15 protein-coding genes, 1 rRNA gene and 1 pseudogene are annotated in these 13,361 nt (G+C 37.2%); 14 read left to right on the top strand and 3 right to left on the bottom strand.

The features are described from left to right. Positions 1-11: 11 nt before the first annotated feature. A 5S ribosomal RNA gene (gene rrf / locus IEU51_RS07870) occupies positions 12-124 on the top strand. Between the two features lie 128 nt (positions 125-252). On the opposite strand, the gene IEU51_RS07865 is transcribed toward rrf, so the two are convergent. Together IEU51_RS07865 and IEU51_RS07860 are read right to left on the bottom strand one after the other, a co-directional pair. Next, positions 253-609: a relaxase family protein gene (locus IEU51_RS07865; protein ID WP_186084266.1), complete on the bottom strand. Its 357-nt coding sequence runs from the start codon at positions 607-609 to the stop codon at positions 253-255. Positions 610-1,206: 597 nt separating this feature from the next. Next, a complete protein-coding gene (locus IEU51_RS07860; protein ID WP_186084268.1) occupies positions 1,207-1,722 on the bottom strand; it encodes a hypothetical protein in 516 nt (171 codons plus the stop codon). 446 nt (positions 1,723-2,168) lie between these two features. Here IEU51_RS07860 and IEU51_RS07855 point away from each other — a divergent pair, with 446 nt between their 5' ends. Then, positions 2,169-2,306: a hypothetical protein gene (locus IEU51_RS07855; protein WP_186084560.1), complete on the top strand. Its 138-nt coding sequence runs from the start codon at positions 2,169-2,171 to the stop codon at positions 2,304-2,306. Beyond that, a pseudogene (locus IEU51_RS07850) lies at positions 2,283-2,375 on the top strand (IS3 family transposase); the annotation flags it as partial. The gene IEU51_RS07855 and the pseudogene IEU51_RS07850, both read left to right, overlap by 24 nt. A gap of 91 nt (positions 2,376-2,466) precedes the next feature. Here the strand turns inward: IEU51_RS07850 and IEU51_RS07845 are convergent. Further along, the gene (locus IEU51_RS07845) at positions 2,467-4,344 is read right to left on the bottom strand and encodes a heavy metal translocating P-type ATPase (protein WP_186084270.1); all 1,878 of its coding nucleotides are present in this window, start codon (positions 4,342-4,344) and stop codon (positions 2,467-2,469) included. A gap of 220 nt (positions 4,345-4,564) precedes the next feature. Here IEU51_RS07845 and IEU51_RS07840 point away from each other — a divergent pair, with 220 nt between their 5' ends. From IEU51_RS07840 to rsmI, 11 genes are all read left to right on the top strand, one after another. Further along, entirely contained in the window at positions 4,565-5,659 is a 1,095-nt protein-coding gene (locus tag IEU51_RS07840; RefSeq protein ID WP_186084271.1) for an ABC transporter ATP-binding protein, read from the top strand. Further along, positions 5,659-7,215, top strand: coding sequence for a glycine betaine ABC transporter substrate-binding protein (locus tag IEU51_RS09420; protein WP_186084273.1), 1,557 nt, complete (start codon positions 5,659-5,661; stop codon positions 7,213-7,215). The genes IEU51_RS07840 and IEU51_RS09420 overlap by 1 nt, the downstream gene beginning before the upstream one ends. Before the next feature lie 61 nt (positions 7,216-7,276). After that, positions 7,277-8,512 carry an aminotransferase class I/II-fold pyridoxal phosphate-dependent enzyme gene (locus tag IEU51_RS07830; RefSeq protein WP_186084275.1) on the top strand — a complete coding sequence of 412 codons (1,236 nt, stop codon included), beginning with the start codon at positions 7,277-7,279 and terminating at the stop codon, positions 8,510-8,512. A gap of 1 nt (position 8,513) precedes the next feature. Continuing rightward, positions 8,514-9,143 carry a dTMP kinase gene (tmk, locus tag IEU51_RS07825; protein WP_186084277.1) on the top strand — a complete coding sequence of 210 codons (630 nt, stop codon included), beginning with the start codon at positions 8,514-8,516 and terminating at the stop codon, positions 9,141-9,143. After that, positions 9,143-9,472, top strand: a complete 330-nt coding sequence (locus IEU51_RS07820) for a cyclic-di-AMP receptor (RefSeq protein WP_186075916.1) — start codon at positions 9,143-9,145, stop codon at positions 9,470-9,472. The genes tmk and IEU51_RS07820 overlap by 1 nt, the downstream gene beginning before the upstream one ends. A 3-nt stretch (positions 9,473-9,475) precedes the next feature. Next, positions 9,476-10,369 carry a DNA polymerase III subunit gene (locus IEU51_RS07815; protein WP_186084279.1) on the top strand — a complete coding sequence of 298 codons (894 nt, stop codon included), beginning with the start codon at positions 9,476-9,478 and terminating at the stop codon, positions 10,367-10,369. Between the two features lie 5 nt (positions 10,370-10,374). Continuing rightward, the gene (locus tag IEU51_RS07810; protein WP_186084281.1) at positions 10,375-11,175 is read left to right on the top strand and encodes a PSP1 domain-containing protein; all 801 of its coding nucleotides are present in this window, start codon (positions 10,375-10,377) and stop codon (positions 11,173-11,175) included. After that, complete coding sequence (locus IEU51_RS07805) at positions 11,172-11,492, top strand: initiation-control protein YabA (RefSeq protein WP_229713912.1); 321 nt, start codon at positions 11,172-11,174, stop codon at positions 11,490-11,492. Before IEU51_RS07810 ends, IEU51_RS07805 begins: the two co-directional genes overlap by 4 nt. 44 nt (positions 11,493-11,536) lie before the next feature. Beyond that, complete coding sequence (locus IEU51_RS07800; RefSeq protein ID WP_186084283.1) at positions 11,537-12,265, top strand: tRNA1(Val) (adenine(37)-N6)-methyltransferase; 729 nt, start codon at positions 11,537-11,539, stop codon at positions 12,263-12,265. Then, a complete protein-coding gene (locus tag IEU51_RS07795; protein WP_186084285.1) occupies positions 12,258-12,512 on the top strand; it encodes a GIY-YIG nuclease family protein in 255 nt (84 codons plus the stop codon). Before IEU51_RS07800 ends, IEU51_RS07795 begins: the two co-directional genes overlap by 8 nt. Continuing rightward, positions 12,509-13,330 carry a 16S rRNA (cytidine(1402)-2'-O)-methyltransferase gene (gene rsmI / locus IEU51_RS07790; RefSeq protein ID WP_186084287.1) on the top strand — a complete coding sequence of 274 codons (822 nt, stop codon included), beginning with the start codon at positions 12,509-12,511 and terminating at the stop codon, positions 13,328-13,330. Before IEU51_RS07795 ends, rsmI begins: the two co-directional genes overlap by 4 nt. The last annotated feature ends 31 nt before the right edge of the window (positions 13,331-13,361 follow it).

The following is a 13,361-nucleotide window of genomic DNA, read 5'->3' as shown; positions in this document are numbered from 1 at the left end:
AACATTCCATGTCTAGTGGCGATGGCGGAGAGGCCACACCTGTTCCCATGCCGAACACAGAAGTTAAGCTCTCCAGCGCCGATGGTAGTTGGGGTTTCCCTGCGAGAGTAGGACGCTGCTAGGCAATGCATAATAAATATTATGGATGCGATGAGCCGCATTGAGACCGTAAGGTCTCTTTTTTTATTTGTTTTACTTTTTGATATAGAAAGACCCTTAAATTACACTGACCCCCTAAATCCGAGTCCGGATTTAGGGGGTTATTTGTCTCAGTTTTTTTATATGATTAATTTTTTCTTGAAGGCTTTCGTAATCTGTTTGTTCATTTCTCTTATTAATCCAGTGATGCGATTTGGGTTGCCTCTTAGTGGTATCAATAGGAGTGACCCGTTCTCCATTTTCTTTTATATGTTCTTTATAGTTATCTAGAACAGATAATCCATATTTACGACAGATTTCATCTGATTTTTTCGCAACAGTTTGGAAATTTGTATTTCTTCTTCTAGACTTTCCATCTAACTGAACCGCATTTTGTATCCCGTGACAATGAATTAAGCCACTCTTTCCGTAATTGATACTGCAGGTCTCGCATTTGAAATTTCGCATCATACGGATTTAAATTATGACCTCAACGGTACGAGATCCGTTCTTCATTTTTCCAAGTACATAATCAATGCTTGCCTCTATATTTTTTATTTTTTGGACAGAAATTGTCGCCATAAAATCCCCACACCTTTAAAAATTCTAATTAAAATTTGATTCATTTCATTTTGATTTTTAATTATATTTTCTAACTCTTTTTTATAAGATGTATCATGTTGATGAATTTTTTTGCGATTTGATTAATATTATTTGTCGCTCCAGAAAACTGTGTTATATATTTTTGTAAGAGATTATTTACTTTTGCATTAATAATCTCATACGTAAAAATAGATAGGGATAAGCAAAGTAAAGTTGCAAAGATTACTTTTTTTAGATTTTTCATTGTTACTCCTCACTTATATCTACTTTTGTTGGGATTGGGCGAGGTTCTCCACAAATATAGTCAAGGAATATCACAATGTTTGATTTATAAATTTGAATAGAATTTTAATAGCTTAATCCACTTTGATATCGAGCATATTCTACTCTATAAGTGCCACTACCATAAGCATTGATAGTAATATAACTTGTATAACCTAAACCAGAGTATTGACCTACTTTTCCTCACCATTTGTGCTGAACATCACTTGATAACTGTAATACACTAGGATCTAAATAATGTACTCTTGATTGTACAACTGTATGTGAATAACTGATGCCTGAATTGAGGTTGTTCTTTGTATATGCTGTAACTTTCCCATTTTTATAAGTAAAGCTACCTTTGAAGGTATAAGAAAATCCTGGTAATTTACTAGTATTAAGAGATCTTATAGTGACACTATAATTCTTAATACCACTAGGAGCTACATAGGTACTAAGTTGCTTTTTATTATCGAAAATTTTAGAGTTTCCTTCTACAATAATTTCCATAATCTCATCAGTACCGGGAACAGTTGTAGATGACTTAATGTATGTTTTTCCCTCTTCTAATTGAGAATTAACATCATCAATCAATTCGTTAATTATGCTGTCTATTTCATCTGAAGAAACTTCCTCGTTAGCACTTGCAACAGAGGGTAAACAAATAATAAAGAATACTAAAGCGACTAGAGTAAAAATATAACTTTTCTTATTTTTCATAAAACCTTTCCTTTCTATTATTTATTTTAGTAAGATAAATATAGACTAAAATAAATAGAAGAAGGTGAAATTATCGAAATCATTTTAGGGTACGTTTTATTTGCAGCAACGAGTTTTGGAGTTTCTATTTTCGTTAACTTTTTAAATAGAGAGGATAAACGGCTACCTTGGAGAAATGTAATATTGTTTGCATTCCTATTTTCGTTATCGTTTTTCATCTTTAATTTAATAATGTCCATATTATGATCCTAAAGGTTCGAGAGGATTACATCTTTCTCGAACTTTTAAAAAAGACAAAGTGTTCAATTAATTCATTATAATCTAAGCTCCCCATATAGATTTTATGGGTTTTTAAAAATAAGCATGTGTTTCTATCTAAATTTAGGAGGGAGATATTATGAGTAATAAAGAGATATTTGAATTAAATAAGATATTGAGTAGTAGGTATGAATGAACTAGATAATATGATTAGAAGATTTAGTAATGAAAATAGAGTGAGACGTATTCCTATTCCGACGTTTATTGTGTCTAGTAGGACAGGTATACATTTGTATTATGTATTAGAAGAGTATATTGATTGGTAAAATAACAGAAGAATTAAAGAGAAATTAAATGGCCTGTCTTCTATTCAATACAGGAAACAAGCCATATAAGAAAGCACAGACAAGAATGTCCGGATTTATGGGTTCGGTACAAAATCCATTTTTTAGATTTAGGGGTTTAATTATTTCATGTAAAATTTACTTAATCTCTAAACATTAATAATCTTAAGCCATTTAAAATTACAAGTATAGTAGATCCTTCATGTCCGATCACGCCAAGGGGTAAGTTAATTGCTTGGAATAAGTTAGCTGTGATTAATAGTATGATTACTGAAAGTGCAAAAATGACATTTGACATAATTATTCGCTTCATCTTTTTAGATAATAACACTGCAAATGGTATTTGTTTTAAATCATCTTGAATTAGAACTACATCAGCTGTTTCCATGGCGATATCTGTACCAGAACCCATTGCGAAGCCAATATCTGCTTTAGCAAGTGCTGGTGCATCGTTTATTCCGTCACCAACCATACCAACGTTGCCATATTTTTGTTTTATTTCATCTAGTATTGAAGATTTCTCATCAGGCATTCTATTTGCATACACTGTTTTTATGCCTACTAGGTCTGCGATATGTTGTGCAGTATTTTCATTGTCGCCCGTTACCATTATTGTCTCAATGTTCATATTGTTTAGTTGTTCTATCGCGTCTTTACTATCCTTTTTAAGTTTATCTTCTAGAGCGAAGTAACCAGTTAATATTTTATTTTTACTAACAAAAATGACAGTACTTCCTTCATTTTCCTTCTGTGTGGCTATTTTACCTATCTCATCTTCTAAACTAATCGTATCTTCGGTAATTACAAACTCATGTTTACCAATTTTCCAAATATCTCCATTATGTGTAACCTGGAATCCTTTGCCTGTAATATCTTGAATAGTATTAAGCTCAATTAATTCTGTATCCTCTAAATAATCAACAAGGGCACTTGCTATTGGATGTGTGGATCCATACTCTGCCGCCTTGACCACTTTTTTAACAGTGTTTTGGTCTACACCTTCCATAAAGAATGCGTCTGTCACTGTAGGTTTTCCAATTGTTAAAGTACCTGTTTTATCAAATATAATCGCATTTAAACTCTGTACGTTATCAATTGATTGTCCTCCTTTAAACACCATACCGCGTTTTGCGGCACGACTAATTGCTGAAAGTGTTGCAGGAGTTGCACTTGCAACTAGCGCACATGGAGATGCTACTGTTAAGAGCACCATTCCTCTATAAAAGGATTCTGTAAATGTCCAATCAAGTATAAAATATACAAATAAGATAAATACGGGTACTCCTACCAACACGACTTTTACATAAGTGTTTTCTAGGGATTCAATAAAACTTGCTGTCTTTGAGGGAGAAGACTGTGCTTCTTCCACAAGTCGAATAATTTTTGAGAATAAAGTGTTATTATCTTCAACAGTTACAAGAATATTAAAAAGGTTCCCTTCGTTGATGGTGCCTCCAATAACTTCCATATCTCGTGTTTTTTCAATTGGGACGGATTCACCTGTGACTGCAGCTTCATTAATAATTGCAAAATCAGAGTCGAGAGTACCATCAATGGGTACGATTTCTCCTCGTGGTACTTGAATGACGTCTCCAATTTTCAACTCTTTTGTAGGTACTACATCAATTGTACCATCAGCGTTATATCGACGCGCTGTATCAGGCGTTAAATTCATTAGTTCGGAAATTGCATTCCTACTCTTTTCATTTGCCATTGTTTCTAATGATTCTGAAAGGGAGAAAATGAAAATGAGTAGAGCTGCTTCCATCCAATAGCCGATAATTGAAGCACCCACTGCCGCTAAAATCATCAATACATCAACATTTAGTTGTTTTTCTTTAACGAGTTCTGTAAGACCTGATTTAGCTGAAAAGTATCCTCCTATTAAAAAAGCGAGTATAAATGAAGAAACTGCAAGCGTACTTTGTTCTTGATATTGCAAAATAATACCTACAATAATTAAAATTGCACTGATAATGGTATTTGTCATTTCTTTATGTGTTTTTATCCACTCAATCATAAGTGAGCACCCCTATATTGTAATTCCCTTAATTATAATAATTCTAAATAAGAAAGGCAAACATTTAAATCGCTTTTTTCTAACTGTATTAAACAATATATATTAACTTTACTCACTTTTTTTATTTATGATTAAATTTCAATTTTAATTTAATATGTTGTGTCCTTTTGTAATTAGGGTATATGAAAGGGTACTTATTAAATAGAATTGAGGGTGCGTAATGATTTCTATTAAAAATGTTACAAAGCGCTACAATGAGTTCGTTGCGGTGGATAATTTGTCTGTCGACATCGATTCGTTTGAGCTCTTCGTGATCATCGGTCCTTCTGGGAGTGGGAAGTCCACAACTATGAAGATGATTAATCGATTGATTGATACGACTGATGGTGAGATTTATATTGACGATAAAAACATAAATGATTTTGATCCGGTAGAACTTCGCCGCAGCATGGGGTATGTCATCCAAGATGTAGGGCTCATGCCTCACATGACAATAGCAGAGAACATCAGCCTCGTGAATCGTCTAAAGGGTGAAAAGCGCGACGATAATAGAGTCGATGAGCTTCTGACTATGGTCGGAATGGATCCGGTTGAGTTCAGAGAACGTTATCCTGAAGAGCTTTCAGGTGGTCAGCAGCAACGTATCGGTGTGATTCGTGCGCTCTACAGTAACCCGAACATCATTCTAATGGACGAGCCGTTTTCTGCGCTCGACCCTGTAACGAAACTCCAGCTTCAAGATGAGTTTCTAAGAATCCAAACGGAAGTGAATAAGACCATTGTTTTCGTGACGCACGACATTGACGAGGCTTTAAAAATCGGCGACCGCATTCTTCTCATGAAAGACGGTAAGATTGAGCAACTTGGTACTCCTCGGGAACTTCTGTTCAAACCTAAAAATGAGTTTGTACGTGAGTTTATCGGCAAAGATCGTCCAAGACGTTTTGCTATGCAAAACTTTAATGTAGAAAAATGGATGGAAAAAAACTATCCGACAGTTGATAAAAACACGCTAACTAACATAGATCTCATCCATGTATTCAAATCGCATAAAGTTAACGTGCTACCGGTCATAGACAACATGCAAGTGGTCGGAACGCTCAGTCTGTATGATGTGCTGAATAAAGACATAGAGCCGAAAAATAATTTCGTAACAGTGGATTCTAAGCTCGACTTAGATTCGATTATCAAAGAAGTCAATGAGAACAGAAACCTCTTACCTATTGTAAAAGATAAAGACATGTACGCCGGTGTCTTAGACCACACGAAACTTCTATCGATGCTCACGGCAGAATCTGTTGGGGGTGAGGCATAATGTGGCGTGAAATTTATGACATAGTAACTACACGAACAAGTGAGCTGTGGAACCTTATTGTGCAGCACATCGGTATTTCAATGATTGCACTGCTTATCGCAATTCTCATTGCAGTACCACTCGGTATTTTCTTAACGCGTACACCAAAACTCGCAGGTCCAATCATTGGAATCACGTCAGTGTTCCAGACAATCCCGAGTTTAGCGCTACTCGTATTCATGGTGCCAATCATCGGGACGGGACGTTTACCTGCAATTATTGCGTTAACTGTATATGGCTTACTTCCTATACTACGTAACACATATGTCGGTATTAATTCAGTGAACCGCTCGACAATTCAAGCAGGTATCGGCATGGGGATGACAAACAAACAGCAACTCTTCATCGTGGAAATTCCGCTCGCAGCAAGCGTCATCATGGGAGGGATTCGTACTGCGACAGTGCTCGTTGTTGGTGTTGCGACAATCGCCGGACTTATCGGCGCAGGTGGTCTCGGGGACTTTATCTTCAGAGGATTATCAACGAATAGTACAGGACTGATCATGGCGGGAGCAATTCCGGCAGCACTGATTGCACTGCTCTTTGACTTTTTACTTAAATATGTCGAAAATCATGCGATGCCTGGGAAGAATAATCAGTCACGTGCGTCTAAAGCGACGTTTTATTCGATTATTGTCGCACTCCTACTCATCTTTGGAGCAGGAATATTTAAGACAGTATTCTCAAATGAAGACATGGTAATCAGTGGTAAAGCAGACACAGAACAAGAAATTCTCGTGTACATGTATAAAGAATTAATTGAACAAGAAACAGACATTAAAGTGAAGAAAGAGTCATATATTACGGGTACTCCAAACCTCGTTCAAGGGATGGATAACGGACAATATGACATGTACGTTGAGTATACAGGGACTGCCTTAGTCGACATTTTAAAAGAAGATGACTTTGAATACGAAACTCCTGAAGACGTCTATAATCACGTTAAAGATGTATACGATAAAGAGAAGAACTCCGTTTGGTTAGACGAGCTTGGATTCAACAACACATACGCGATTGCTGTACGTCAAGATTTCGCTGAAGAACATGATATCGAAACAATTAGTGATTTAAGAAATATCGCAGACCGGATGAAGTTTGGTTCATCGGCAGAATTCCTAGAACGTAGTGATGGGTATAAAGGGATTCAAGATGTATACGGTGTATCATTCGGAAACGTTCAAACGATGGATTCAGGCGTTGTGTATGCGGCTTTAGACAGCGGGGAGATTGACGTGGCAGATGTCTATGCGACGGATGCACGTATCGAAAAGTTCGATCTCAAGGTTCTAGAAGACGACAAAATGCTCTTTCCACCATACTATGCGGCACCTACCATTAATAAAGAATTGTTAGATGAAAACCCAGAACTCGAAGATATCATCAATCAACTCGCTGGTTTAATCGACGACGATACGATGCGCAATTTAAACAAGAAAGTCGATATCGATGGTCAGACTGAAAAAGAAGTCGCGATGGAATTCTTAAAAGAACATAATTTATTAAAAGAAAAAGAGTAATGATGGTTTTCTAAACTCTAAAAAACATGTACGATAAGTGAGAATAAAAGGAGTTTAGACAATGGGTTTATTAGAAAAATTAAATGAATTAAAATCGGCACATGCAATATCCATGCATGTGCCTGGACATAAAAGTAAAACAATAGGGAATTTAAATGACATCGAAATCAGCTTCGACATGACAGAAATTCCTGAGCTCGACAATTTACACGAGCCAACAGAAATCCTAAGTGAGTTAAACGAACGTCTTGCGAAAAAGCATGAAGGATACCATGCGCAAGCACTCGTAAATGGTAGCACAACAGGTGTCTTAAGTGGGCTGCACGCACTCTACGATGAAAGTAAAACCATCTACATTGTAGACGACGCACATAAATCAGTGCATCATGCTATAGAACTATTAAACGCAGTACCTAAAACAATAAAAATCAGTGAAATCCTAGAGACACCGTTTGACGAAAAATCAATCGTTGTCCTCACATATCCGACGTATCACGGTGACGTGTATGACATCGAAAAGATGATTTCTCACGCTCACTCAAAAGGCGGTAAAGTATTCGTCGATGAAGCGCATGGTGCGCATTTTGACATCACAGAAAACTTCCCGAAATCATCCATGAACTTTGGTGCAGATATCGTCGTACAGTCTTATCATAAAGGTTTGCCAAGCTTAACGGGTGCGTCTGTAGTGTTTGTTAAAGATAAACACACGATGCGCCGAGTTATGAAATACATCGATATTTTTGAGACATCAAGTCCATCATACTTATCGTTACTCTCTATTGAATCTGGACATGCCTTCTATGAAGAGTTTGATGACGAAGTGTTCTTCTTGATGAGAAAATCAGTAAAAAATGCACTCGAAGATAACAATATCACAGTCGAGGAATCTAACGATCCTGCAAAGTTTATCTTAAATATAAAAAATCATTCTCCATACACATTAGAAAAAGCATTCAGAAAACATAACATCTACTCAGAAATGGTGACAGATAGAGGGGTATTATGGTGCTTGCCACTTTGGCATGATGGGGATACATTCCCATTTGATTTATTATTAGAGAGAATTAGCATGGTTGAAGTAAAAGAAGAACAAAACACAAAAACAATAGATCTTTCGGTACTAATTGGTAAAAAAGCGGTTAGAAATATCGTGCCATATCCACCAGGGGTTCCAATAATTAAAAGCGGCGATCTGATTACAGAGCGTGATGTCACAGAAATCATGCAACTACGTATAAATAATGTTAAAATAGAGGGACTAGAGGATACTCTAGATTATTACACGGAGCGATAAGATGTCTGTATTTATAACTTTTGAAGGACCGGAAGGTTCAGGGAAATCGACTGTCATAAAAGCCGTTCAAAAACACTTTGAAAAAGAGACTGAAGTGATGGTAACACGTGAGCCAGGTGGCATTCATGTGAGTGAAAAAATCAGAGATATTATTTTAGATGAAGACTCTGAAATTGATGGAATTACTGAAGCATTGCTATTTGCAGCAAGCAGACGCGTCCATTTAACAGAAAAGATACTTCCGGCATTAGAAGACGGACAGATGGTATTGTGTGACCGCTATATCGATAGCTCACTCGCATATCAAGGTATCGCAAGAAATCTCGGATTTGATACTGTGATGGAAATCAACAAGATCGCAGTAGAAAATCACATGCCAGATTTAACCCTGTATTTAAAGCTCGATCCAGAAATTGGACTCTCGAGAAAAAAGACAAACGATGTCGAACATAATAGGCTAGATAACGAAGAACTCGACTTTCATAAGCGCGTTGTTTTAGGGTATAATAAACTATCAGAATTATACTCTGAACGCATCGTAACCATTGATGCGAGTGAACCGCTTGAAGTGGTAATTGAATCAGCAATAGATCAAATCACAACATTTATTAAATCTAGAGGTGACCTATAATGAAAATGGTAATTGCAATTGTACAAGACCATGATAGCCAAAGACTTACAGATAAATTAACAAAGAATAACTTCCGTAACACAAAACTCGCGTCTACGGGTGGGTTCTTACGTGCAGGTAACACAACATTCCTATGTGGTGTTCAAGACGAGCGTGTAAACGAACTATTACAACTCATTGATGACACATGTGGTAACCGTGAACAAACAGTTGCTCCTGTAACTCCAATGGGTGGTAACGCAGATTCATATATCCCATATCCAGTAGAAGTAGAAGTTGGGGGAGCAACAGTATTTGTGCTTCCAATCGAACAATTCGAAAGATTTTAAGCGATGACTCAAGACAGAACGTTACAAGCAATCATCGATAATAATCGCTTAGTGCATACGTATATGATTGAAAGCGATGCGATTGAGACTGCGAGACGTGTCGGTATTCATTTCGCAACAATGATTTTAGGTTCTGACGATGAAACAAGAGAACTCATCGAGAGTGGGAATCACCCAGATTATTATTATTTACGCACGGATGAGATGACCATCAAAAAAGAAGACATTTCTGACGTCGTACGTTTAATGAACCAAAAACCCATTCACTCAGATTACAAAGTGTATATCATCGAGTCGTTTGAGAAATTAACGGTTCAAGCTGAAAACAGCATATTAAAGTTTCTAGAAGAACCACCGCAAAAAACGGTGGCTCTCCTTTTAACTACAGATAAAAGTAGCATTCTACCGACGATTCACTCAAGAGCCCAACATCTGTCTTTTAAAGGTACTGATGAAGATAGAAAAGCAGGACTCATGGAACTGAGTGAACCATTACAGCACATCGCTCAAACGCTCAAATTAGACACTAATCATGTGTTAGATTTAGGCGATGATTTCAAAGAAATCGTAAATGCAGCAAATTTATTTGGTGCAAGATGGTTGAATGATCATCCACTTGTTTTAATCGACTTGACACGTGTATTAGATGTATTAAAAGAACGTAAAGATTATATTTTGATGCTCACACTTCTTGACGGATATGTGAGACAAGCAATGTATGAGCTTCTTGATATCGATGGATTCAAGCCATTTAAATTAGAGCCATTTACGAATACCGTAAATATGACGAGAGTAAGTAGGATGCTAGAAGAGATAGAAAAAGCGAATCAACTCTTATCGAGCAATGTTAACCCAACGCTCGTGTTTGAAAGTATGATTATACGCTTGAAAGGTTGAGCACAGTGATTACATTAGTGAAAGCTACGCCGCTCGATTTTTTTGAACACACGTATCTCCAAGTAAACACTGGTGAGTTAAGTGCGGACGACATAATCGTTGCAGAAACGAAGCGTGGTATTGAATTATATAGAGTAATTAAACCCAATTATGATGTAAATATCAAAGATATTGTTGAACCAGATGGTAAAGTGATTCGCCTTGCAACAGAAGAAGATATTAGAGTAAACAATGAGAATAGTGTAATAGCCAGAGACGCGATGGATTTTTGTAAGTCTGCCGTGAAAGATGAACAGCTCGAAATGAAACTCGTAGATGCAAAATACACACTGGATAAGAAGAAGCTCATCTTCTTCTTTACAGCCGATACACGAGTAGACTTTAGAGCACTTGTTCGTACGCTCGCAACAGAGTTTAGAACGAGAATTGAGCTGAGACAAATCGGCCTTCGTGAAAAAGCACGCTTCTTAGGAGGCGTCGGACCATGTGGACTTTCTCACTGTTGTTCAAGCTACCTTGGCGATTTTACGCCAGTATCTATTCAAATGGCGAAAAACCAAGATCTGTCACTTACGCCAACTAAAATTTCAGGTGCATGTGGAAAACTCATGTGCTGCTTAAGTTATGAGAACGACTATTATGAAGAAGCACGCAGAGACATGCCAGACGTTGGCGCCAGAATTAAAACGCCAGCTGGACGCCTGGAAGTTATCGGTATCAACATTTTAGACTTAGTAGTTAGAGCAAAAGATAAAGAAAATTACATACATGAGTTTACGATGGATGAACTACAAGGGGAGGCGTGAAACGCGTGATGAGAGATGAATTGTTCTCTGAAATAGAGCGACTTGAAAGAGAAATCAAAACACTCAGCGAAAATTTCACAACAATTAAAACCCTTGCGGTTGCACTGGCTGAAGAAAACGTCAGCTTAGAAATTGAAAGAGATAATTACAAAAAGCTATTAAAAGAATCGTCGAGTGAAAAAGACGAATCATTTAAAGAAAATACACTAAAGAGCTTATATGACGAAGGATTTCATGTATGCAGCGTTAAGTTTGGAGAGCACAGACACGGTGAGTCCTGTCTCTTCTGCTTAGAATTTTTAGATCGTAAAAGATAAAGGCAGCTTTTGGCTGCTTTTATTTTGGTTAAGGAGAGAAGTACGTGTTAAAAAATACAGAGCGAATCGATGAACTGTTCCGTGAAAAAATGAAGATTATACAGAGTGATGAAACGTTCAGTTTTTCTGTTGATGCCCTCCTGTTAGCCAACTTTGTTAAACCAACAAAACGCACAAATGAAATCATCGATTTGTGCGCTGGAAACGGAATTGTACCTCTCCTTTTATCTCACAAAACGAATGCGGAGATTGTTGGAGTAGAGGTGCAGGATAGACTTGTTGATATGGCGAACCGCAGTATCGAAATGAATGATAAGTCAGATCAAATCACGATGGTTGAACAAGATATCAACGACATAAAATCGGAGTTTAAGCATTCCATCGCAGATATCGTGACAGTGAATCCACCGTATTTTAAAAACAATCAACCCGTGCATCAAAATACGCACCACCAGATCGCGAGAACGGAAGTTCTAATCACTTTAGAAGAAATCATCAAAGCGTCTAAATACTTAATTAAAAATAAAGGTAAACTGTACATGGTGCACCGTGCTGAACGCATTGGAGAAGTCATTGAATACATGCATAAACACGGATTTAGAGTGTCGCGCATGCAGTTTGTATATTCGACAAAACACAGCAAAAACGCACTGTTTGTCTTAGTTGAAGCGATCTTTAATAGTGATGCATTTGTCAAAGTCGAATCGTCATTCTACATCTATAATCACGACCGTACATACACGGAAGAAATGCTCGAGGTGTATTATGGCTAATGGACATTATGTTTACATCGTTATGTGCAGTGACAACACGCTCTACACAGGATATACAGTAGATGTAGATAAACGCATGATTGCTCATAATAACGGCACTGGCGCAAAGTATACACGAGCGAGATTGCCAGTCGAACTGAAATACGTTGAGATGTTTGACTCAAAAAGCGACGCCATGAAACGCGAATATGAAATCAAACAGCTCTCAAGAAGTGAAAAATTTAAATTGATGGAGGTGATGGAATGAATCTATACATCACAGGCACGCCAATCGGAAACTTAGACGACATGAGCTATCGCCAAATCTCGACATTAAAAGAAGTAGATGTCATCTTAGCAGAAGATACGAGAGTTTCGAGAAAGCTCTTAAATTACTTTGAAATCGACACGAAACTCGTCAGCTATCACGACTACAATAAAGAAACTGCCACTAAAAAAATTATCGAAGAGATGAAAACAGGCACAACGTTTGCACTCGTCTCTGACGCAGGGATGCCAATCATTTCAGATCCAGGGTTTGAACTCATACAAGAAATGCAAAAAGAGAATCTTGAGTATACAGTAATTCCTGGGGCATCTGCATTTACGATGGCACTCATTCTGTCTGGTATCCCATCGTTTGAATTCACATACTTTGGGTTCTTACCGAAATCAAACCAGAAGAAGCGAGAAAAGCTAGAAGAGATTTTATACCACGACAAAACAGCGGTGCTTTATGAATCACCACACCGCATTAAAAACCTCGTTCAAGAGATTAGTGAACACGACCCAAAACGCATCATTTCTGTTTCACGAGAAATTTCAAAAAAATTCGAACAAACACTGACATTAAAAGCAAAAGAAATGCATGAAAAACTAGGTGCAGAAATGCCTTTAAAGGGCGAATTTGTTATAGTTATAAGTGGATATGAAGAAAAAGAAGTGGAATACGACGCAGACATTTTTGCTCATGTCGAATCATTTATTGAAGCGGGCATGAAAACAAAAGCGGCAATTAAAGAAGTTGCCCATCTTCGTGGTATGAAAACGCAAGAGGTTTACGATCTTTATCATACAAAAAAATAATTACATTATAATAGATTCTAGGAGTTTAACT

The organism is Phocicoccus schoeneichii (assembly GCF_014635565.1).
GTDB classification, from domain to species: domain Bacteria; phylum Bacillota; class Bacilli; order Staphylococcales; family Salinicoccaceae; genus Phocicoccus; species Phocicoccus schoeneichii.
This window is presented reverse-complemented; position numbering and strand designations above follow the sequence as displayed.

Bases quoted from the DNA above. Each gene is read 5' to 3' on its own strand.
- IEU51_RS07865 (WP_186084266.1), bottom strand. From the start codon at position 609: ATGATGCGAAATTTCAAATGCGAGACCTGCAGTATCAATTACGGAAAG.
- IEU51_RS07855 (WP_186084560.1), top strand. From the start codon at position 2,169: ATGAATGAACTAGATAATATGATTAGAAGATTTAGTAATGAAAATAGA.
- IEU51_RS07815 (WP_186084279.1), top strand. From the start codon at position 9,476: ATGACTCAAGACAGAACGTTACAAGCAATCATCGATAATAATCGCTTA.
- IEU51_RS07820 (WP_186075916.1), top strand. From the start codon at position 9,143: ATGAAAATGGTAATTGCAATTGTACAAGACCATGATAGCCAAAGACTT.
- tmk (WP_186084277.1), top strand. From the start codon at position 8,514: ATGTCTGTATTTATAACTTTTGAAGGACCGGAAGGTTCAGGGAAATCG.
- rsmI (WP_186084287.1), top strand. From the start codon at position 12,509: ATGAATCTATACATCACAGGCACGCCAATCGGAAACTTAGACGACATG.
- IEU51_RS07795 (WP_186084285.1), top strand. From the start codon at position 12,258: ATGGCTAATGGACATTATGTTTACATCGTTATGTGCAGTGACAACACG.
- IEU51_RS07840 (WP_186084271.1), top strand. From the start codon at position 4,565: ATGATTTCTATTAAAAATGTTACAAAGCGCTACAATGAGTTCGTTGCG.
- IEU51_RS07830 (WP_186084275.1), top strand. From the start codon at position 7,277: ATGGGTTTATTAGAAAAATTAAATGAATTAAAATCGGCACATGCAATA.
- IEU51_RS09420 (WP_186084273.1), top strand. From the start codon at position 5,659: ATGTGGCGTGAAATTTATGACATAGTAACTACACGAACAAGTGAGCTG.
- IEU51_RS07860 (WP_186084268.1), bottom strand. From the start codon at position 1,722: ATGAAAAATAAGAAAAGTTATATTTTTACTCTAGTCGCTTTAGTATTC.
- IEU51_RS07845 (WP_186084270.1), bottom strand. From the start codon at position 4,344: ATGATTGAGTGGATAAAAACACATAAAGAAATGACAAATACCATTATC.